Origin of the sequence: Methylocystis sp., assembly GCF_051062815.1 — a bacterium.
In the GTDB taxonomy this organism is placed as follows: Bacteria; Pseudomonadota; Alphaproteobacteria; order Rhizobiales; family Beijerinckiaceae; genus Methylocystis.
Map to the genome: position 1 here is coordinate 19,901 of NZ_JBPFDU010000088.1, position 19,740 is coordinate 39,640.

The window sequence follows — 19,740 nt, forward strand, 5'->3', positions numbered from 1 at the left end:
TATCTGCGGCGCGCCACGCATGCGCTGCGGAGAGGTGGCTGAGTGGTTGAAAGCACCGCACTCGAAATGCGGCATACGGGCAACCGTATCGGGGGTTCAAATCCCTCCCTCTCCGCCAACTGCTCGCGAACCGTCTGATTTCCAAGAAACCTACGGTGGAAGACTTGGCAAAACATCCCCCGATTGAAGTGACGTGTGGCGGTCTACCAATTTAGCTTCGGATCAGTTGGTCAGCGCCGGGCTTTCGCGATAGAGCGATGGAAAGAGGCGCTTGAGATCGTCGATCTTCGGCAGGTCATTGTAGACGATGTAAGGCTGCGCGGGATGGCGAAGGAGATAGTCCTGATGATAGGCCTCCGCCGGGTAGAACTCCCTGAGCGGTTCGAGCGTCGTGACGATCGGCGCGAAGAAGACCTTCGAGTCAGACAGCTGCGCAATATAGGCGCGCGCGGCCTTTTCCTGATCGGCGTTGGCGACGAAAATCGTTGAACGGTATTGCGCGCCTGCGTCAGGGCCCTGGCGGTTAAGCTGCGTCGGATCATGCGCGACGGAAAAGTAGACGCGCAACAGTTCTCCAAGACTCACGGTCTTCGGATCATAAGTGACTTCGACCGCTTCAGCGTGACCGGTGTCGCCCCCGGAAACCTTCTCGTAGCGGGCCGTCTCCTTGGCGCCGCCCGCATAGCCGGACACGGCGCGCGAGACGCCCTCGACGCGCTGAAACACGCCTTGCACGCCCCAAAAACAGCCGCCGGCGACGACGAGCTTCTGTTCCTGGCTGCTCGTGGCCGGCGGATCGTAAGCGGGCGCAGGCAGAACAATTGCGCGCTCGGCGGCTTCCCCGCACAAGGAAGCGAAAATGATCAGCGCGGCGACGAGAACAGCGGCGGTGAATCTCATGGCGATCTCTCCTACGCTTGTCCGCGTCCCACGAAACGCAGCGCGACGCCGTTCATGCAGTAGCGCAGCCCCGTCGGCCTCGGACCGTCGGTGAAGACATGGCCAAGATGCGCGTCGCAGCGCTTGCAGGAGACGGCGACGCGCCTCATGCCGAACGACGTATCGGCGCTTTCCACGACATTCGCCTTGGAAATCGGCGCGAAAAAGCTCGGCCAGCCTGTGCCAGAGTCATATTTCGTCTTTGAGTCGAACAGCGCGGTATCGCAGCAGACGCATCGATAAAGTCCGTCTGCGTGATTATCCCAGTCGGGTCCGGTAAACGCGCGCTCCGTGCCGTCCTTGCGCGTGACCTCAAAAGCGAGCGGCGAGAGCTGCGCGCGCCATTCGGCATCGGTCTTGACGATCTTTTCCAGGCGCGAAAGTCCAGCACTCCTGCCGTTCGAGTCGAATGTTTCGATCTCGACCATTTCGGCGGCGGCACGGGCGTTCCGAGCGAAGGCCAGAAAAAAGGCGCCAGACATGAGGCTGCGACGATTCAAGATCGGCTCCTGCGTTCTCACTCTGTCTATTCGCCCGCGCGCCGGAAAGCGTTACGGCGCCGCGAAAAATTTCCGTTTCACCGGCGTCCGAAGAGCTTTTCGATGTCGGCGAGCTTCAGCTCAATATAGGTGGGCCGGCCGTGATTGCATTGGCCTGCCCCCGGGGTCGTCTCCATCTCGCGCAGCAGCGCATTCATCTCGGGCGCCGAAAGCCGCCTGCCGGCGCGCACCGAATGATGGCAGGCGCAGGTCGCGAGCACGTGATCGAGCCTGCGCGAAAGTCCGCGCGCGTCGCCTTCTTCCGCCAAGAGGTCGGCGATGTCCTCGACGAGACGCTTGCAGTCCACTTCGCCGAGCAGCGCCGGGGTCTCGCGCACGAGCATGGCGCCGGGGCCGAAAGTTTCAAGCGCCAGACCGAACGCCGCGAGTTCGTCCAGCGCCGGCGCAAGCGCGGTCATGCGCGACTCGTCGAGTTCGACGACGGCGGGGATCAGCAGCATCTGACGTGCGACGCCGGCCTCCTCGCGCTGGCGCTTGAGCTTCTCATAGACGATGCGCTCATGCGCCGCATGCTGGTCGACGATGACGAGACCGTCCTGCGTCTGCGCGATGATGTAGGTTTCGTGCAGCTGCGCCCGCGCCGCGCCGAGCGGCGACTCGGGCTCCGGCGCAGGCGTATCATGCGCGCGCGAATCGGCCATTGGCGCGCCGGCGTCAAAGGCGGCTTGCGGCTGGTCTTCGAAGCCGGCGGGCGCGTAAGGCGAGCGCGGTAGGCTCCAGTTTGCGGGCGGCGGCGCGCGATATCGGGCGCCATTGCCGCGCGCCAAAGCGTCGATCGCCGCGCGCGCGTTTGTGTCGGCGCTGCGATGGCTCTTCTCGGCGAGCGCCTGCTTCAACGCGCCGACGACGAGGCCGCGCACCAGCCCCGGATCGGCGAAGCGCACCTCCGCCTTGGCCGGATGCACATTGACGTCGACGCTGCGCGGATCGCAGTCGATGAAGAGCGCGGCGACGGGATGGCGGTCGGAACTCAAAAAATCGAGATAGGCGGCGCGAATGGCGCCGGCGAAGAGCTTGTCGCGCACCGGCCTTCCATTGACATAGACATATTGCATCTGGGCGTTGCCGCGACTGTAGGTCGGCAGCCCCGCGAGGCCCGAGAGCTTCACGCCTTCGCGTTCCGCTTCCAGCCGAAACGCATTGGCGGCGAATTCTTCGCCAAGGATCTGGAAGATGCGCCGCGCGGAATCGTCGCCGCAGGGCGGATAGTCGAAGAGCGCGCCGCTGTCGGCGGACAGCGTGAACCGCGTCTGCGGATGGGCCATGGCGAGTCGCTTGACGACATCGACGATCGCCGCGGTCTCGGTGCGCTCGGTTTTGAGAAACTTGAGCCGCGCCGGCGTCGCGGCGAACAGCGCGCGCGCTTCGATCTTGGTGCCGCGCGGCCAGTTCGAGGCGGAGAGTCCACGCTTTTCGCCGGCGTCGACTCGGATCGAAACGCCGTGCGGGGCGCCCATCGCCCGGGTTTCGATCGTCAGGTCGGCCACCGCCGCGATCGACGGCAGCGCCTCGCCGCGAAAGCCGAGCGTGGCGATCGCGGTCAGATCGCCGTCGGGGATTTTCGAGGTCGCGTGGCGCTCGATCGCGAGCGCGAGGTCGCGCGCGTCCATGCCGCTTCCGTCGTCGATGACGCGGATGAGGCTTTTGCCGCCGTGTTCGACCGCGACGTCGATGCGCGTCGCGCCGGCGTCAAGCGCGTTCTCGACCAGCTCCTTGACGGCGGACGCCGGGCGCTCGACCACTTCGCCGGCGGCGATGCGATCGACGAGAAGGGGGTCGAGGCGGCGAACGGGCATGGGTGGATCCACTTATTAGCGGCACACATAATCTCGATCATACGCATCACCCATCAACAAGAGTCGTCGAAAGCGCCCATGCAAAGGTCTTTTCTTGTTGCTCCCGAACGAAAGCTTCCTCGTCGATGACCGAGTAGCCTATTAGACGCGCTCCGCGACAGAAACCCTCTCGCGATCCCGCTTTGTGAGTGCCTGTGGTGAGGCCAGTTTGATCAACAACAATCGCCCCGATAAGGGGCCAGCCTTGGAGATGCGCATACTCGATGATCGCGTACATGTGCGGGCCAACAGCGCGATGCAATGCCATACTCCACTTCAGCCCGCTCTCTGCTGCGACCTCTTTGTATGATATGAATCTGCGCTCGCGTGCGGCTTTGAGGATCGCTGCTCTAGTCTTGTGGAAGCTCAATCCTTTCGCAGACACTTCCTCTAGGCGCTCTAGAGCCCGAAGATAAAGTGGATTACTAGTCAATCCGGCGCGGCGATAATTGCTGATCAGCGATCTTAACTTGGTTTCGTCCAAACCTTCAACATTGACCGTTGGCTGCTTGAGCGGCGTAGGGCTTTTTGTACTAGTGGCTGTCACGGTCGGCATCCCTCGTGCTTAGAGGGGATGAGCCCTCTAATTCATCATTACACGTCCCCCCATTTGGCTCTTCGCAAATCTTTCGGTCAAATCATCGGCGCCAGCACCAGCGCCAGATTCTCCACCGCCACCACCCGCGCCCTGGCGCCAGGCGCAAGGCTCTCGACCGCCGAATCTTGTGCAAGTCGCGCCTGCCATTCGACGCCGGACCAGAACACGACGCCGCGGGTTTTCGTCACCTCATGCGTCATCGTCAGTTCGCGGCCGATCAGATCGCTGCTCTTATCTTCTTCGATGTCGGCGTTTTGAAACCGCTGCAGCGGCTTCCTGCCGACGATGGCGATCAGCAGGCCGGCGCCGGCGACGATCGCCGCGGTTTCAATGAGCGATGGCCGCCAGCCGGTCGCATAGAGAACCGCGCTGGTCAGGAGCGCGCCCACCGCTACGAACATCACCGGCGACAGGCCGATCACGACGATGTCGAGTCCGAGCAGGATCAGGCCGGCGATCAGGCTCGCATTGGCGGGGTCGTAGAGGAAGGCGGGCTCCATCTTTATTCCGCTTCCCGCCAAGGCTGCGCGCGGCGCTGCTGAGTATCGTTCGACGCCGGGCTGGCGTTGACGGCCTTGAGCACCGCCATCGCCTTGGCGATCCAGCCGGCGGGGTCGGCGCCGTCGCCCATCAACACCAGCGAATTGCCGGCCTTGGCGAGGCGGCCATATTGCTCGATGGCGCTCTTGGCGACTTCGAGCTGCACCGCCTGATCGCCGCCGACCTGGGTGATTTGCGTACGCACCAGTTCGATCGCCTTCGCCTGGCCTTCGGCGCGCAAAATCGCCGCCTGTTTCTCGCCGTCGGCGCGGTTGATCTCGGATTGTTTCACGCCTTCCGATTCGAGCACCGTCGCCCGCTTGTCGCGCTCGGCCTTCATCTGCCGCTCCATCGACTGGCGCAGCGATTCAGGCATGGCGATGTCCTTGATCTCATAGCGCGTGACATGCGCGCCCCAGAGCTGGGCGGCGTCGGAGACGGCGCGCACCACCCGCTCATTGATCTCGCTTCGGTTCTCGAAGGTCTTGTCGAGCTCCATCGAGCCGATCGCTGAGCGCATCGAGGTCTGCGCCAGATTGATGATGGCGCGGCGGATGTCCTGCGCGCCATAGGCGGCGTCCTTGGCGTTGACGATCTTGTAATAGAGAACGCCGTCGATGGTGACGGTGGCGTTGTCCTTGGTGATCGCGTCCTGCTCCGGCACGTCGATCACCTGTTCGCGCAGATCGAAGGTGTAGGCCACCCGCTCGACGATCGGCCAGACGAAATTGACGCCCGCGGTCAGCGATCGGTTGTAGCGGCCCAGCCGCTCGATGACGAGCACGGTCTGCTGGCGCACGAAGCGCACCATCGTCGACAGCGCCAGCAGCGCGACATAGGCGAACCAGAACAGCGGATTTTGGAAGAGACCAATCGGCAGGCCGAGATTGAAGGACCGGTCGATGATCAAGAGGCCGATAGCGGCGGCGCCGACGATAAAAAGTGCGAAACCCATGGAATGAACCCTCCGCGACAGGCGCGTTGAGAGAAAGTTATCGAGCGACTGAGACACGGGCGCTCCTATTCATGGCGCATGGGGGAGGCCTTCCCGCGAAGGCGATCCCTCGGCGCCAATCGACGTCTAGCGCGCCAGAAACGCCGAAGGCGTGCGCCGGCGCATGTCTCGTTCGAGGCTCAGCGCTGTCTCCACCAGCTTTCGAGCGTCGGACCGAACATCGGCGAAGCATAGCGCGGCAATCGCGCCGGGCGCGCGATGTCGGTCGAATGCGCCAGCCATTGGTCGGACGCATGAAACAGCGGCACGACGTAGAAGCCGGAAAGCAGCACGCGGTCGTAGGCGCGAACGGCGGTGATGAAATCGTCGTGGCTTGTCGCGGCCAGCAGGGCGGCGATGAGCGCGTCGATCGCCGGCGAGGCGGCGCCAGCCAAATTGAAGGAGGCTTCCTGGTTTGCGCTTGAAGAGCCCCAGCGCATGCGCTGCTCATTGCCCGGCGACGCCGAGGCGACCCACTGGCCGAGCATCATGTCGAAATCGAACTTCTGCCGTCGGCGTTGATATTGCACCTCGTCGACGAGACGCACGCGGGCGTCGACCCCGATGCGCTGCAGCGAGCCGGCATAGTTGAGCGCAAGCCGCTCCTGATTGCGGTCCTTGACCATGATCTCGAAGGCGACAGGCTCGCCGTCCTTGCGCAAAACGCCGTTTTCGATGCGGTAGCCGGCGCTCTCGAGCAGATCGAGCGCGCGCTTGGCCATCTCGCGGTCGCGGCCTGAACCGTCATTGATGGGCGGTCGCCAGCGGCCTTCCAGAATGTCTTCGCGCACGGCATCCGGAAACGGCGCCAGCAAGGCGCGCTCGCCGGGGGACGCCGGGCGGCCGGACGAGGACAATTCGGATTCGTCGAAGAAGCTTTTCGTGCGGGTATAGAGGCCGGCGTAGAGATTCGTGTTGACCCATTCGAAGTCGAACATCATGCCGAGCGCTTCGCGCAGGCGGATGTCCTTGAACAGGGGACGACGCGTATTGAAGACGAACCCCTCCATGCCTTTGGGATTTTCGTTTTTCAGCGTCTCCTTCACCACGCGGCCTTCCGTGAGCGCCGGGAAGTCGTAGCCGCTCGCCCAGCGGGTCGTGCTGGTTTCGTCGCGATAGTCGAGCAGGCCCGCCTTGAAGGCCTCAAAGAGCGAATTGCCGTCGCGGAAATATTGAATGTCGATCTCGTCGAAATTGTAGAATCCGCGCTGGCTCGGCAGGTCGGCGCCCCAATAGTCCTCATTGCGGCGCAGCAACAGGCGCGCGCCGACTTGCGCGTCTGCGATCACATAGGGACCGGAGCCGACGGGCTTGGCGAGCGTCGCTTCAGAGAAGCGCTCGACGTCGGTCGCGTGTTTGGGCAGCACCGGCATGATCGCCAGAATGAGCGGCAGCTCCCGGTCGCCGACGCCTGAGAGGTCGTAATGGACGGTATGCGCGTCGGGCGCGTCGATCGATTTGACCAGCCCATAGGCGATGCGCTGCTGCGGCCGTCCCTTCGTCTTTAAGAGATCGAACGAGAACAGCACGTCTTGCGCGGTGATCGGCTTGCCGTCGGAAAAGCGCGCGCGCGGGTCGAGATGGAAGGTCACCTGCGAACGCGCCTGATCGACGTCGATTGACTGCGCGATCAGGCCGTAGAGCGTGAATGGTTCGTCTTGCGAGCGGGCCATTAGGCTTTGAAAAACATTGCCGACAAGCCCCTGCGCCGCGGTTCCCGACTTGAGATTGAACGGGTTGAGGCTGTCGAAGGTGCCGGCAAGGCCGACGCGAAGTTTGCCGCCCCGCTCCGCGCCCGGCTCGGCGTAAGGGAAGTGGTGGAAATCGCTCGGTAAAGCTGGCGCGCCGTGCATGGCGATCCCATGCGTCGGGCAGGGCGCTTCGGCCGCGCGCGGGGGCGGCGCGGCGCCCGAAGCGGGCGCGGCGATAAGGAGCGACAGGGCGAAGCTGAGCGCGCGGCGCCCCCGCATTCGCTGTTCCCCGCCGCCGCTGGCGGGGCGTCTTGCAGGAATCGGGTGAATCTTCATCGGCGGACCATAATCCAACGTCCTGTCGCAAGAAGCGAGTCGCGCTTAAGTTTTCGGCCATTTTTTTGCGATAGTTGTGGGCAAAAAGCGCCTTCTCCAAGCATTGAGCGCTCCATCCGGCTGGAATTTACTGCCGCGACCATGTAAGAGCGATGCCGTCGCCTCGTCGGCGTCTCGCGATCGCGCTGGAACACGGGCTGGTCAAGTTCCATGGCGCTGTGGCGCGAAGGCGGCTCCCGTTATGACGCGATCTCGAAACTATCCGGAGCCGGAGAGCGCCGGCCAGCAGGACAATCGAAAGGAACTTCCGATGTCGACCCATATCTCGCGTTCTTGCGCGATCGCCCTTGCGGGAGCGTTGCTGTTCGTCGGCGGCGGCGCATTGGCTCAGCAGGCGCCCGCGGCCGGCGCAGCGCAGCAACAGCAACAGCAGCCTCAGGGGCCGATTGCCGCCGAACTCGTCGCTGTCCAGCCGGACTGGACCAAGGTGTGCGGCGCTGATCCGCAGACCAAAAAGGAAATGTGCTACACGACGCGCGACTTCGGCGTGTCGGCGAAGGAGGGCGAGGCGCCCCAGCCGCTGCTCGCGCTCGCGATTTACGATCCCAAGGGCGACGATCAGAAGATCATCCGCCTGCTGCTGCCGCCGGGCCTCATGCTGAAGCCCGGCTTCCGCTTTTCGATCGATAAGGGAGCGCCGGAAAGCGGCGCGTTCGAAATCTGCTTCCCCAATGGCTGCTTCGCCGAGGCGAAGGTCAAGAAGGCGGTCGTCGACGGCATGAAGAAGGCCGAAAAGATGACGGTGGTCGTTAAGAATCAGGCGAACGGCGAGGTCACCTTCTATCTGCCGCTCGCCAATTTCGGCAAAGCCTTCGACGGCCCCGCCGTCGACCCCAAGGTCCTCGAAGAGCAGCAAAAGAAGCTCCAGGAAGAACTGCAGAAAAAGGCCGAGGAGGAGCGCAAGAAGCTCGAGGTCCAGAAGGGCGCCGCCGCGCCGGCCGCCACGAAGCCCGCGCCGGCCGCCGCGAAGAAATAAGTTTGTAACGAGCCCGAGACGAACGCCCGCGCGGGACGCTCCCGCGCGGTTTTTTTTGTGGGCATGGCCTCGGGAGCGAATGACGCGTGGCGCGGCGTCGCCCTTCCGCCCTCAGCATTTCCGGGAGATTCGCTGAACTCCCGACCAGTCGCGCATAACGACAGCGTCACTTTGACGCGCGACGATGAGCCGGTCTATATAGGCCGTCGGGCCGTATCGATCGCAACCACCGGCGAGGTCAAAGCACGCATGTCTATCGCCATCGCTATGGTCCTGGTCGTCGCGGGTTCGATCCTGTTTCACATGTTGAGTCCCTGGCGGGCGACGCCGATCGCGTCGAACTGGGGCTTCATCGACGATACGATGGGTCTGACCTTCCTGGTGACGGGGGCCGGATTCGTCGCCGTCATCCTGTTTATGGCGTATTGCCTCTATCGCTTTCGCCATGTGCCGGGCCGGCGCGCCGCCTATGAGCCGGAGAATCAGAAGCTCGAAGCCTGGCTTGGAATCGTCACGACGATCGCCGTCATCATTCTCCTCGCGCCCGGCCTGTTCGTCTGGGGCCAGTTCATCACCGTGCCTAAGGACGCGATGGAGATCGAAGCGGTGGGAGTCCAGTGGAACTGGAGCTTTCGCCTGCCGGGCGCTGACGCCCAGCTCGGCTCGAGCGATGTGCGCTACATCGACTCAACCAATTCCATGGGTCTGAGCCCGGCCGATCCGAAGGGACAGGACGATCTGCTGATCACGAGCGGGGACCTGCACCTGCCGCTTGGCAAGCCGGTCAAGGTCCTGCTGCGATCGATCGACGTCCTACATGACTTCTATGTCCCCGAGATCAGGGCGAAGATGGACCTCGTGCCGGGCATCGTCACATATTTTTGGTTCACGCCGACCAAGATCGGCGAATATGAGATACTCTGCGCCGCCTATTGCGGCACAGGGCATCCGCAGATGCGCGGCAAGATGGTCATAGAGTCGGAGGCTGACTTCGAGACCTGGCGCACGGCGCAGCAGACGTTCGAGCAGTCGCGCAAGAGCGACGCAGGCCGAGACAAGCGGGCCTCTGCTCAATGACGCTCACCGATGCGAGTTGCGCCGCTTTGACATTCATCGCCGCTGATCGAGCGCCGCTGCGACGGGGCTCGATCGATCGCCGGAAGCGCGATAGCGGCGAAGGGAGGATCGTTCCATGACCGACGCCAGCGTACCACAGAACGTCGCGCCGCCGCCGGCGGAGGTGGCGGACGTCGAACTCTATCACGCTCACAGCTGGATCACGAAATATGTGTTCAGCCAGGACGCCAAGGTCATCGCCATTCAATACGCCGGCACGGCCATCACCGTCGGCATTTTGGCCCTGGTGCTGTCATGGGTGATTCGCCTGCAGCTCGCCTTTCCAGGGGCAATCCCTTTCATTGACGCCAATGTCTATTACCAGTCCGTGACCATGCATGGCATGATCATGGTCGTCTACATGCTCACCGCCATCTTTCTCGGCGGCTTCGGCAACTATCTCATTCCACTGATGGTGGGCGCGAGGGACATGGTGTTCCCTTACGTCAACATGCTCAGCTTCTGGGTCTATCTGATCGCGACCCTGGTTCTCGTCTCGAGCTATTTCTTCCCTGGCGGGCCGACCGGCGCCGGCTGGACTCTTTATCCGCCGCAATCGATCCTGACAGGCACGCCGGGCCACGAATACGGCATCATCCTGATGCTCGTTTCGTTGATCCTCTTCATCGTCGGCTTCACGATGGGCGGACTGAATTACGTGGTGACGGTGCTGCAGGCGCGCACCCGAGGCATGACGCTGATGCGCATGCCGCTGACGGTTTGGGGGATCTTCTCCGCCGCGGTCATGGCGCTTCTCGCCTTCCCCGGCCTCTTCGTCGCCTGCCTCATGCTGCTCCTCGACCGCACGCTCGGCACGAGCTTCTTCATGCCGTCGCTCGTCGAACTCGGCGAGCGCAAGGACTATGTCGGCGGCAGCCCGATCCTGTTCCAGCACCTGTTCTGGTTCTTTGGGCATCCGGAGGTCTATATCGTCGCGCTGCCGGCCTTCGGCGTCGTTTCCGATCTGATCAGCGTGCATGCGCGCAAGAACATCTTCGGATACAGGATGATGGTTTGGGCCATCATCGCCATTGGCGTGCTCAGCATGGTGGTCTGGGGCCACCATATGTATATCAGCGGCATGGACCCGTGGTTCGGGTTCTTCTTCGCGGTGACGACGCTCGCGATCGCGGTGCCGACGGCGCTGAAGGTCTATAATTGGGTGCTGACCCTCTGGCACGCCGACATCCATTTCACGACGCCGATGCTGTTCGCGCTGGGGTTCCTCGTCACCTTCGTCAACGGCGGCATCACCGGCCTTTACCTCGGCAATGTCATCGTCGACGTGCCACTGTCGGCGACGCTGTTCGTCGTCGCCCATTTCCACATGGTGATGGGCATCGCGCCGGTGCTCGTGATCTTCGGCGCCATCTATCATTGGTTTCCGAAAATCACTGGCCGCATGATGGACGAGCGGCTCGGCAAGATTCACTTCTGGATCACCTTCCTTGGCGCCTATGCGATCTTCTTTCCGATGCACTATCTGGGCGTGCTCGGGATGCCGCGGCGCTTTTATGAGATGGGCGAAACCGCCTTCGTTCCCGCGTCGGCGGAAACGCTCAACATTGTGATCACGGTCATCGCCTTGGCGGTCGGCTTCGCGCAGTCGATCTTCTTCTACAATCTGTATAAGAGCCTGAAGCATGGCGCGGCGGCCGGCGGCAATCCGTGGCGCGCCGCTTCGCTCGAATGGCAGACTCCCGAAACGCCGCCGGGTCACGGCAATTGGGGCAAGAATCTGCCGGTGGTTTATCGCTGGCCTTACGCCTACAGCGTGCCCGGCGCGCCGGAGGATTATCTGCCGCAGAACGCGCCGCCAGTGAGAGGAGAGCGTTCGCCATGAGCGTCATGGGGCTCTTCTTCGTCTTTATCGCCACGGTCGCGATCATGTGGTTGGTGCGCCAGGGAGTGATGGAGTCGCCCTGGCTCGAGGAAGGCGAGGTCGCGCATTATCGTCGCGCCGGCGGCGCCGAGCCGCCGACAGCCGGGAGAGTGGGGCTGGCGGTCTTTCTCGCCGTCGCCGGCTGTCTGTTCTCTCTGCTCGCCGCCGCCTTTTTCATGCGCGGCGACGCGCCCGACTGGCAGATGCCGCCGATCCCCGGCGTGCTCTGGGTCAACACTTTTCTTCTCGCCGCCAGCAGCGTCGCGCTGCAGGTCGCGGTCTTCGCCGCCCGACGCGCCAACGCCGAGCGGGTCAAGACGGCGCTGCTTGTCGGAGCCGTAACCGCGGCTCTTTTCCTGATCGGTCAAATCTGGGCGTGGCGCGAGCTTCTCGAGCTGCGATTCTTCGCCTCGAGCAACGCCGCCAACGCCTTCTTCTATCTGCTGACGGGCGTGCATGCGCTGCATCTCATTGGCGGTCTGGTGGCGCTTGCGCGAACCACCGACAAGGTGCGCGGCGCCGAGCGAGTCACCAAGGCGCTGACGACGAGCGTCGAACTCTGCGCCATCTATTGGCATTTTCTGCTGTTCGTCTGGTTGCTGATGTTCGCCATGCTGATCGGTTGGGCCGATGGTTTCGGCGCCATCTGCCGGCGTCTGCTTTCGTAAAGGGAATGCGCTATGACGGCGGAGCCTGTCACGACTGAACATGTAACGACTGAGCCCACGCTGCGGAGCAGCCTGCACGGCATGGTCGCTGACTGGTCCTCGGATCAGCGCTCTTTCAAGAGCGCGTCCTGGGGCAAGGCCATGATGTGGATCTTCCTCGTCAGCGACACCTTCGTCTTCAGCTGCTTTCTGATTTCCTACATGACGGTGCGCATGTCCACGACGGTGGAATGGCCGCACCCGAGCGAAATCTTCGCTCTCGAGATCGGCGGCAAGAAAATCCCGCTCATCCTCATCGCCATCATGACGTTCGATCTCATCACGAGCTCGGGCACCATGGCGATGGCCGTCAACTTCGCCTATGCGCGCGAGCGCAGGAAGGCCGCGATTTTGATGCTGGTGACAGCGTTCTTTGGCGCCGCCTTCGTTGGCATGCAGGCCTTCGAATGGACCAAGCTCATTCACGAAGGCGTGCGGCCGTGGGGCAATCCCTTCGGCGCGGCGCAGTTCGGCTCGAGCTTCTTCATGATCACCGGTTTTCACGGCTTCCACGTGTCGATCGGCGTGATTTTCCTGCTCATCGTGGCGCGCGCCGTCTGGCGCGGCGATTATGACGTCGGACGGCGCGGTTTTTTCACGAGTCGCAAGGGCAGATACGAGATCGTCGAGATCATGGGCCTATATTGGCACTTTGTGGATCTCGTATGGGTCTTCATCTTCGCATTCTTCTATCTGTGGTGACGTCTCCGACGGGGGAAATGATGACGGTGACGACGGAAAATACGACGCATAGCCATGCGCCTGTCACGCAAGCGGCGCAGCCCGCGGCGCAGGCGCATGGCCAGCAGCATCCAATCAAGCTCTATCTTCTGGTGTGGGGGCTGCTCTTCTTTCTGAGCGCCTGCTCCTATCTCGTCGATTATTTCGACTTTCAGGGCTATTTGCGATGGTTCCTGATCGTCCTGTTCATGCTGCTAAAGGCGGGGCTCATCGTCGCCGTCTTCATGCACATGGCATGGGAGCGGCTGGCGCTGGTCGTCGCCATTCTGGCGCCGCCGATGGCGGTTCTCGTGCTGATGGCGATGATGGCGTGGGAAGGCGACTACACCAACTATCTGCGCGTGATCTTTTTCGGCGCGTGACGCGGGCTTGCCCGCTCCGCCTGAATGAATCGCGCCGATCTCGGGCCGTCGGAGAATCGCGAATGCGAAGGGACGATCAGCGCGTCGCCAATAAGGCGATCCTCATCGTCCTCTCGGCGCTCTGCCTCGTCATGATCATTTTTCTCGGCGCCTGGACGGTGGTCGCGCATCTGCAATAGCGCCGCCTCGGCTATTCCTCGAGCGCCCCCTCCTCATTGACCGCATGCGCGAGGCCGGCCGTCGTCACCAGCCCCGCGACGCTGACGGCGACCATGAGGGCGACGACGCCCGTGAGTCCCCAGCCGGCCTGCAGTTGCGGCACGACGAATGTGCCGAAAGTGGCGCCGACCTTGGCGCTGGCCGCCGCGAAGCCGCTGGCCGAGGCGCGAATCGCCGTCGGGAACAGCGTCGGCGCGAGGGTGAACGTCGTGGCGTTGGGTCCGGCGTTCATCGCGAAATTGAACAGCATGAAGCCGCCGATGACGAAGGCGAGATGCGCATTCGCGCCATTGTCCGACATCGCGGCGAAGAGCAACAGCAGCATGCCGAGCCCCATGCCGCTAAATCCCGCGACCTGCATGGTGATCCGCCCAAAGCGCGGAACGGCCCAGAGGCTCGCCACAAAGCCGATGATCAGAAAGGCGTCGACGATGGCGCTGCCTTCCGCGTCGGCGAAATCGGCCGCGAGCGAGCCCGCGTCGGCGGCGCCAAGATGCATGGCGCCGAGAATGACCGGCGTGAACAGTCCGACGCCGTAGGTCGCGACGTCCATCAGCATCCACGGCAAGGAGACGAGCATCGTGCGGGCGCGAAAGGCTTCGCTGAACAGCGCCGAATAGCCGACGTCCTGCGCCTTGGGCGCGGAAGCCCGTTTCGACGCCGCAAGGGCGACCGGTTTGGCGCCAAGGTTCACAAGCGGCTCGCCGAACTCGACCAATAACGTCCTGAGCAGCGCCCTTGCCTCGCTGATCCGCCCCTGCGCCACCAGCCAGCGCACGCTTTCCGGCGCCCATAGGCGCGCAGTTAGAAAAAGCAGCGCGATGGCGCCCCCGGCGCCGAACAGCAGCCGCCAATCCTCCGTCGAGGGCCGCAGCTTCAAAATGGCAAGTCCGGCGAGAGCCGCCGCCGCCATGCCGACCGATTGCAGGGCGATCGTCGCGACCGTCATTCTGTTGCGCGTCGCGCGCGGCATGAGCTCCGACACATAGGCGCCGCTCGTCGGAAAATCGATGCCGACGCCAACGCCAAGCAGGAACTGCGACAGCAGGATGACGCGGGCGTTCGGCGCCGCCGCGCCGATAAAGCACGCGAGCGCGATGATCGCCATGTCGGCGATGAAGACGCGCTTGCGGCCGAACCTGTCCGCGCCGATGCCGCCGAGCGCCGACCCGGCGACCGCGCCGAGCACCAGCGCCGATCCAATCAGGCCGACGAAAAGCGGACTGATCGGAAAGTCGCGCTTGAGCAGCGGCAGCGCGACGCCCAGGCCGGACACCGAGAAGCCGTCCAAAAACGCGCCGCCGCTCGCTGCGAGCCAATAGGCGTAATGACGCCATGTCATCGGCGCTTCGTCGAGTGCGGAAAAGACCGATGTGGCGTTCAATGGCGAGGCCGTCACCCGGCCTTGCTCCTTTCCTCTTCGTTCTTTGCTTGTTGATAAAGCTTGCGGATTTCGTCGATGTCGACGGAGGGCTTCGGCAGCTTCAGGTTAAGATCGTCGAGCGTATCGGCGATGATGCTGGAAACCGCCAGATTGCGAAACCATTTGTGATTTGCCGGGATGACGAACCAGGGCGCATGTTCGGTCGAGCAGCGCGACAAGGCCGCCTCGAAGGCCTTGATGTAGTCGTCCCATTTTTTGCGCTCGGAATAGTCGCTGGCGCTGATCTTCCATTGATTCGCCGGATCGTCGAGCCGCGCCTTGAAGCGCTTGAGCTGTTCTTCTTTGGAGATGTAGAGAAAGAATTTCAGAATCGTCGTCTTGTTTTCTACCGTAAGCAGCTTTTCCCATTCGTTGATGAAATCATAGCGCGGCTTCCAGACCTCCTTGGGCGCAAGCTTATGCACGCGCACGACGAGCACGTCTTCGTAATGCGAGCGATTGAAGATCGAAACATAGCCGCGTTGCGGCGCATGCGGATGAACGCGCCACAGAAAGTCGTGCTCCTGTTCTGCGGGGGTCGGCTGCTTGAACCCCGTCACCTGCACGCCCTGCGGGTCCATGGCGCTGATGACATGCCAGCAGGTGCCGTCCTTGCCGGCGCTGTCAATGCCCTGCAAGACGATCAGCAGTGAATGCGTGCGGTCGGCGTAGAGTTTGCGCTGCAGCTCGGTAATGCGCGTGAGATTGCGTTGCAATTCCTGCGCCGCTTCGGCGTCATTCGCATAGTCGCCATGAAAGCCCGGATCAATTGATCCAAGATTGACGTCCGAGCCGGGCTCGACGCGGAACTTCTTGACGAATTTCATGTGCTCCGCCTCCTTCGTCTCGTCGCTCTCGTTTAACCGGCGAGAGCGACATGGCTCGCAGTCAGGTTCTTGTCGCGCCGCCCGGCCAGACGCCAGTAGATCATCTTCACGATCTCAGTCACGACGACCCAGAGCAGGCAGTAGAGCCACACGCCGACGATCGCCGCGCCGGGAACGGCGTGGACGCCGACCCCGAAGAGGCAGAGCAACACGGCGACGACCTGCGTCGCCGCGATCGCCCAGAAGAGTCTGGCGCTGGGATAAGGCGGCGCAATAATCGCTTGTTTGGTGCGCACGCTGAGGAGCAGCAGATGGCCGCCGACGGCGAGTTGCAGAAACAGCAGAGTCTGAAGCTGGCCGGGATCGATCGGAATCATCGTCTGCAGCGAATCGTCGAGCGTCCAGCGCATGCCGATCAGCAAAAACCCGAAAGTCTCGGCGACCGCGATCAGTCCCATCAGCGAAGCGAAAATGAAGATGCGGTGCATGTCCCATCTCACCGGCTGCGGCGCGACGGGGACATTGTCGTAGGCGATCGTCATGATCGGGATGTCGTCGAGGAGCGCGAGCGCGACGATCATGATGGCGGTGAGCGGCTGAAAGTCGAAAAACACGATCGATGCGACGACGACGATCATGATGTCGAGCGTCATGGCGATCCGATAGTAAATGTAGCTTTCGATGCGCTGGAAAATTTGGCGCGACACACGGATCGCATTAACGATGGTCGAAAGCCCGGGCGCTGTGAGAATCAATGCGGCGGCGCTTCGCGCCGCATCGGTCGCGCCGCTGACGGCGATGCCGCAATCGGCTTGTTTAAGGGCCGGCGCATCGTTTACGCCGTCGCCGGTCATCGCGACGATATGGCCGACCGACTGAAGCGCCTTGACGATCTCATATTTGTGTTCCGGGAACACTCTGCCGAATCCGTCGGCCCGCTCCACCGCGTCGACGACGTTGCGCGGCAGAGCGCCGGCCTTGACGTCCCCTTTGAAGACATCGCTCGCGACGAGAAGATGCGAACCCATGCCGAGCTGGGCGGCGATCTCATCGCCGATGGCGACGTCATCGCCGGTCACCATCTTGACTTCCAGGCCGAGTTTGCGCGCCTCCGCGATTGTCGCCTTGGCGTCGGCGCGCGGCGGGTCCATCAGCGAGATCAATCCGACCAGTTGCCACCGCGCGCCATCTTCCGACATGGCGACGCCCAGCGCGCGTTGGCCTTTGACGGCGAGCGCAGCCACCTCGTTCTGATAGCGCTGCAGAGTCTGCGAATCGGGCCGCACGAGCGCGGATATCGCCTGCGGCGCTCCCTTGGCGTAGTGGCGAACGCCGCCAGAGGCGTCGGCGACCGTCGAGATGGTGCGTTTGCTGACGGGATCGAACGGCGTGAACGCCTTCTGCTTGAAGGCGTCGAGCGCATCATGCGCCGGCAGCGCCGCCATCACGGCGAGGTCAATCGCGTCTTCGCTGCTTTTTTGCGTCGCCAGCGCCGCGAAGAGCAGCACGTCGTCGCTCTTGAAAGCGCCATAGGGAACGGCGCTTTGCACCGTGAGCTTGTTCATCGTCAGCGTGCCGGTTTTGTCGCTGCACAGCACGTCGACCCCGGCAAGCTCCTCGATCGCGTTCAGGCGCGAAACAATGGCCTTCTGCAAAGACAGCGTATAGGCGCCGATCGCCATCGTCACGGACATGACCGCCGGCAGCGCGACCGGAATCGATGCGATCAGCAGCACCAGCACATATTGGGCGATGGAGCCGACGCGATCCCAGCTCCAGTCGTCCGGCGCGATGACTTCCCGATAGAGCTGCGCGCCGACGAGGATCAGCGCCAGAAAAAATGCGAGCACGAGGAGAAAATCGCCGACCTCCGCCACCGCGCGCTGCGAATGCGAAACGGCGCCGGCGGCGCCGACGAGCTTCGCGGTGCGCCCGAAGAAGGTGCGCTCGCCCGTCGCCGTGACCACGCCAGTCATGGCGCCTTGTTTAGCAATTGCGCCCGCATAGGCGTCGTCGCCGATTTTCTTGGAGACCGGCAGCGATTCGCCGGTGAGCGCCGCCTGATCGCAGCTCAAATAATCGCCTTCAATGAGCAGGAGATCGGCGGGGATGATCTGGCCCGCGGCGACGCTGACAATATCGCCCGGCGTCAGTTCGACGGCGGGGATCGTCGTCCAGGCGCCGTCGCGCATCACGCGCGCGCGGGGCGCGAGGTTTTTCTTTAGGGCCGCGAGCGCGTTCGCCGCCTTGTTGTCCTGCCAGAAGCCGACCACGGCGTTATAGAGAAGAAGACCCGCGACGACGCCGAAATCCGGCCAATCCCGTCGCACGGCGGAGATGACGGCGGCGGCTTCGATGAGGAACGGCAGCGGTCCCCAGAAATAGTTGAGCAGACGGCGCCACTTGCTTTCCGTCTTGTCCTCTAGCGCGTTCGGCCCATATTCCGCGAGCCGCCGCGCCGCTTCGGCGGCGGTGAGGCCGCTCTCTGTCGTCTTCAGCGTTTCAAGGCGCTGCGAGATTCTGACCTGCGCCGGATCTAGGGAAAGCGCTGGTGAAGATTGGCCCGCCGGCGTTTTCGCGCTGACGTCCGGCATGCTTGCTCTCCCTATCAGATCATCAAAATATCCGAACCGAATCTTACGGCGGGATCCGAGTCTCGCCAAGAGACTCGTTCAAAAAGGCAAGCGCGAGTCGAAATTAACCTTGCACAGCTCATTCGGCGGCTGTGCAGGCGGCGCCGTCGTTCGACGCGCCTACGGCGTTATCCTTCACGATCCTGTCGGCGCGCGCCTTCGCATCTGCGAGATCCTTGTCATAGACGTCGGTCAGATATTCATTCGTCGACGTCTTGACGATCGAGCGATTCGGCGATTGCAGCGGGCCGGACACATTAATCGAGACGACCGTCGACAGGCCGGGACGCAAGGGCTGTTTCTCGAGTTCGTCCGCCCGCAGGGCGATACGCACCGGAATGCGCTGAACGATTCGAATGAAGTTGCCGGTCGCGTTATCGGGGGGCAGAGCCGCGAAAACGGCGCCGGAGCCCGGAACGAGACCCGCTACTTCTCCGTGGTAGATGTGTTCCGATCCGTAGAGATCGACCTTGATCGTCGCCGGCTGCCCGGGACGCACCCTGGCCATCCTGTTTTCCCAGAGATTCGCTTCGACCCAGAGATGGTCGAGCGGCACGATATTGAGAATGGCGTCGCCGGGGCGCACCCGATCGCCGACTTGCACGCGGCGCTTTGCGACGTAGCCGGTCGCCGGCGCTCGGATATTCTGGCGCACGTATTCGATGTAGGCGTCGTTGTATCTGGCTTTGGCGGCCTCAATGTCGGGATGGTTCAAACGCGTGACGCCGACAACTCGCGCCTCGATCGCCTGATATTCCGACTGCGCCTCGCGCAGATCGGCTTCCTGCGCGGCGAGCTGATCCTCGGCATTCTGCAGCACCTGTCGGGACGATGCGCCGCTCGCCGCCGCCTGCCTGTATCTTGCGAGGTCGTGACGCGTCCTGTCCCGGACCGCGGCGCGGGAGATGGCCTTCTGGCAGACTTGGCGGCGCTGCGCATAAAGCGCGCCCACGGCGCGGACTGCGCGACCCAGTTCGGCCTCGGCCTGCGCGAGCGCCGCTCTCGCGCGTTGGCCGTCTAGCCGAACGAGCACGTCGCCCTTCTTCACCTGCTGTGTTTCTTCGGCGAGCACGGCGGCGACCACGCCGGTCGCGTCGGCCTTGACGGGAATGATGTTGCCGGTGATGAAGGCGTTGTCCGTCGTCACCCAGTCGCGGTCGTAAAAATACCATCGCGAGAAAGCGATCAGCGCGCCGGCAAGAACTGCGGCAACGACGATCTTGAGCAGAAATTCTCTGCGGGAGCGGATGCTTTTGCGGGATAGCGCCATCGATGGGGTTCGCGTTCTTCTGATAAAGACG

Annotated in this window: 17 protein-coding genes and 1 tRNA gene; 7 read left to right on the forward strand and 11 right to left on the reverse strand. The window is 63.0% G+C overall.

The genetic code is table 11. From position 1 onward, the window contains the following. The first annotated feature begins 28 nt into the window (after window positions 1–28). Window positions 29–118 (forward strand) — tRNA-Ser (locus tag ACR65W_RS18760). A 104-nt stretch (window positions 119–222) separates the two neighbouring features. On the opposite strand, the gene msrA is transcribed toward ACR65W_RS18760, so the two are convergent. The 7 genes from msrA to ACR65W_RS18795 all read right to left on the reverse strand — a co-directional run bounded on the left by msrA (window position 223) and on the right by ACR65W_RS18795 (window position 7,436). Next, window positions 223–900 (reverse strand): peptide-methionine (S)-S-oxide reductase MsrA, encoded by a 678-nt coding sequence (gene msrA / locus ACR65W_RS18765; protein WP_434498725.1) that lies wholly within the window; start codon window positions 898–900, stop codon window positions 223–225. Between the two features lie 11 nt (window positions 901–911). Then, complete coding sequence (gene msrB / locus ACR65W_RS18770) at window positions 912–1,421, reverse strand: peptide-methionine (R)-S-oxide reductase MsrB (RefSeq protein ID WP_434498839.1); 510 nt, start codon at window positions 1,419–1,421, stop codon at window positions 912–914. A gap of 95 nt (window positions 1,422–1,516) precedes the next feature. Continuing rightward, window positions 1,517–3,295 carry a DNA mismatch repair endonuclease MutL gene (gene mutL, locus ACR65W_RS18775; RefSeq protein WP_434498726.1) on the reverse strand — a complete coding sequence of 593 codons (1,779 nt, stop codon included), beginning with the start codon at window positions 3,293–3,295 and terminating at the stop codon, window positions 1,517–1,519. A 46-nt stretch (window positions 3,296–3,341) separates the two neighbouring features. Further along, window positions 3,342–3,881 carry a hypothetical protein gene (locus tag ACR65W_RS18780; RefSeq protein ID WP_434498727.1) on the reverse strand — a complete coding sequence of 180 codons (540 nt, stop codon included), beginning with the start codon at window positions 3,879–3,881 and terminating at the stop codon, window positions 3,342–3,344. Window positions 3,882–3,967: 86 nt separating this feature from the next. Continuing rightward, window positions 3,968–4,432, reverse strand: coding sequence for an NfeD family protein (locus ACR65W_RS18785; protein ID WP_434498728.1), 465 nt, complete (start codon window positions 4,430–4,432; stop codon window positions 3,968–3,970). Window positions 4,433–4,434: 2 nt separating this feature from the next. Beyond that, complete coding sequence (locus ACR65W_RS18790) at window positions 4,435–5,427, reverse strand: SPFH domain-containing protein (RefSeq protein WP_434498729.1); 993 nt, start codon at window positions 5,425–5,427, stop codon at window positions 4,435–4,437. A 179-nt stretch (window positions 5,428–5,606) separates the two neighbouring features. Then, window positions 5,607–7,436, reverse strand: coding sequence for an extracellular solute-binding protein (locus ACR65W_RS18795; RefSeq protein WP_434498730.1), 1,830 nt, complete (start codon window positions 7,434–7,436; stop codon window positions 5,607–5,609). Window positions 7,437–7,803: 367 nt separating this feature from the next. Here ACR65W_RS18795 and ACR65W_RS18800 point away from each other — a divergent pair, with 367 nt between their 5' ends. The 6 genes from ACR65W_RS18800 to ACR65W_RS18825 all read left to right on the forward strand — a co-directional run bounded on the left by ACR65W_RS18800 (window position 7,804) and on the right by ACR65W_RS18825 (window position 13,337). Then, entirely contained in the window at window positions 7,804–8,529 is a 726-nt protein-coding gene (locus ACR65W_RS18800; protein WP_434498840.1) for an invasion associated locus B family protein, read from the forward strand. Window positions 8,530–8,778: 249 nt separating this feature from the next. Then, the gene (locus ACR65W_RS18805; RefSeq protein WP_434498731.1) at window positions 8,779–9,606 is read left to right on the forward strand and encodes a cytochrome c oxidase subunit II; all 828 of its coding nucleotides are present in this window, start codon (window positions 8,779–8,781) and stop codon (window positions 9,604–9,606) included. Window positions 9,607–9,721: 115 nt separating this feature from the next. Further along, complete coding sequence (locus ACR65W_RS18810) at window positions 9,722–11,488, forward strand: cytochrome c oxidase subunit I (protein ID WP_434498732.1); 1,767 nt, start codon at window positions 9,722–9,724, stop codon at window positions 11,486–11,488. Further along, window positions 11,485–12,195, forward strand: a complete 711-nt coding sequence (locus ACR65W_RS18815) for a cytochrome c oxidase subunit 3 (protein ID WP_434498733.1) — start codon at window positions 11,485–11,487, stop codon at window positions 12,193–12,195. Before ACR65W_RS18810 ends, ACR65W_RS18815 begins: the two co-directional genes overlap by 4 nt. 81 nt (window positions 12,196–12,276) lie before the next feature. Beyond that, window positions 12,277–12,936: a heme-copper oxidase subunit III family protein gene (locus ACR65W_RS18820; RefSeq protein WP_018406230.1), complete on the forward strand. Its 660-nt coding sequence runs from the start codon at window positions 12,277–12,279 to the stop codon at window positions 12,934–12,936. Window positions 12,937–12,953: 17 nt separating this feature from the next. Further along, complete coding sequence (locus ACR65W_RS18825; RefSeq protein ID WP_434498841.1) at window positions 12,954–13,337, forward strand: cytochrome C oxidase subunit IV family protein; 384 nt, start codon at window positions 12,954–12,956, stop codon at window positions 13,335–13,337. Between the two features lie 190 nt (window positions 13,338–13,527). Here the strand turns inward: ACR65W_RS18825 and ACR65W_RS18830 are convergent, their stop codons facing one another. The 4 genes from ACR65W_RS18830 to ACR65W_RS18845 form a co-directional block, all read right to left on the reverse strand. Then, window positions 13,528–14,955, reverse strand: coding sequence for an MFS transporter (locus ACR65W_RS18830; RefSeq protein ID WP_434498734.1), 1,428 nt, complete (start codon window positions 14,953–14,955; stop codon window positions 13,528–13,530). Next, window positions 14,952–15,806, reverse strand: a complete 855-nt coding sequence (locus ACR65W_RS18835; RefSeq protein WP_434498735.1) for a polyphosphate kinase 2 family protein — start codon at window positions 15,804–15,806, stop codon at window positions 14,952–14,954. The genes ACR65W_RS18830 and ACR65W_RS18835 overlap by 4 nt, the downstream gene beginning before the upstream one ends. Window positions 15,807–15,838: 32 nt before the next feature. Then, entirely contained in the window at window positions 15,839–18,400 is a 2,562-nt protein-coding gene (locus ACR65W_RS18840) for a plasma-membrane proton-efflux P-type ATPase (RefSeq protein ID WP_434498736.1), read from the reverse strand. A gap of 118 nt (window positions 18,401–18,518) precedes the next feature. Further along, entirely contained in the window at window positions 18,519–19,709 is a 1,191-nt protein-coding gene (locus ACR65W_RS18845) for an HlyD family efflux transporter periplasmic adaptor subunit (protein ID WP_434498737.1), read from the reverse strand. Window positions 19,710–19,740: the final 31 nt, after the last annotated feature.

Excerpts from the sequence above, each read along its gene's own strand:
- msrA (WP_434498725.1), bottom strand. The coding sequence starts at position 900 with ATGAGATTCACCGCCGCTGTTCTCGTCGCCGCGCTGATCATTTTCGCT.
- msrB (WP_434498839.1), bottom strand. The coding sequence starts at position 1,421 with ATGTCTGGCGCCTTTTTTCTGGCCTTCGCTCGGAACGCCCGTGCCGCC.
- mutL (WP_434498726.1), bottom strand. The coding sequence starts at position 3,295 with ATGCCCGTTCGCCGCCTCGACCCCCTTCTCGTCGATCGCATCGCCGCC.
- ACR65W_RS18785 (WP_434498728.1), bottom strand. The coding sequence starts at position 4,432 with ATGGAGCCCGCCTTCCTCTACGACCCCGCCAATGCGAGCCTGATCGCC.
- ACR65W_RS18790 (WP_434498729.1), bottom strand. The coding sequence starts at position 5,427 with ATGGGTTTCGCACTTTTTATCGTCGGCGCCGCCGCTATCGGCCTCTTG.
- ACR65W_RS18795 (WP_434498730.1), bottom strand. The coding sequence starts at position 7,436 with ATGCGGGGGCGCCGCGCGCTCAGCTTCGCCCTGTCGCTCCTTATCGCC.
- ACR65W_RS18800 (WP_434498840.1), top strand. The coding sequence starts at position 7,804 with ATGTCGACCCATATCTCGCGTTCTTGCGCGATCGCCCTTGCGGGAGCG.
- ACR65W_RS18805 (WP_434498731.1), top strand. The coding sequence starts at position 8,779 with ATGTCTATCGCCATCGCTATGGTCCTGGTCGTCGCGGGTTCGATCCTG.
- ACR65W_RS18810 (WP_434498732.1), top strand. The coding sequence starts at position 9,722 with ATGACCGACGCCAGCGTACCACAGAACGTCGCGCCGCCGCCGGCGGAG.
- ACR65W_RS18815 (WP_434498733.1), top strand. The coding sequence starts at position 11,485 with ATGAGCGTCATGGGGCTCTTCTTCGTCTTTATCGCCACGGTCGCGATC.
- ACR65W_RS18820 (WP_018406230.1), top strand. The coding sequence starts at position 12,277 with ATGGTCGCTGACTGGTCCTCGGATCAGCGCTCTTTCAAGAGCGCGTCC.
- ACR65W_RS18825 (WP_434498841.1), top strand. The coding sequence starts at position 12,954 with ATGATGACGGTGACGACGGAAAATACGACGCATAGCCATGCGCCTGTC.
- ACR65W_RS18835 (WP_434498735.1), bottom strand. The coding sequence starts at position 15,806 with ATGAAATTCGTCAAGAAGTTCCGCGTCGAGCCCGGCTCGGACGTCAAT.
- ACR65W_RS18840 (WP_434498736.1), bottom strand. The coding sequence starts at position 18,400 with ATGCCGGACGTCAGCGCGAAAACGCCGGCGGGCCAATCTTCACCAGCG.
- ACR65W_RS18845 (WP_434498737.1), bottom strand. The coding sequence starts at position 19,709 with ATGGCGCTATCCCGCAAAAGCATCCGCTCCCGCAGAGAATTTCTGCTC.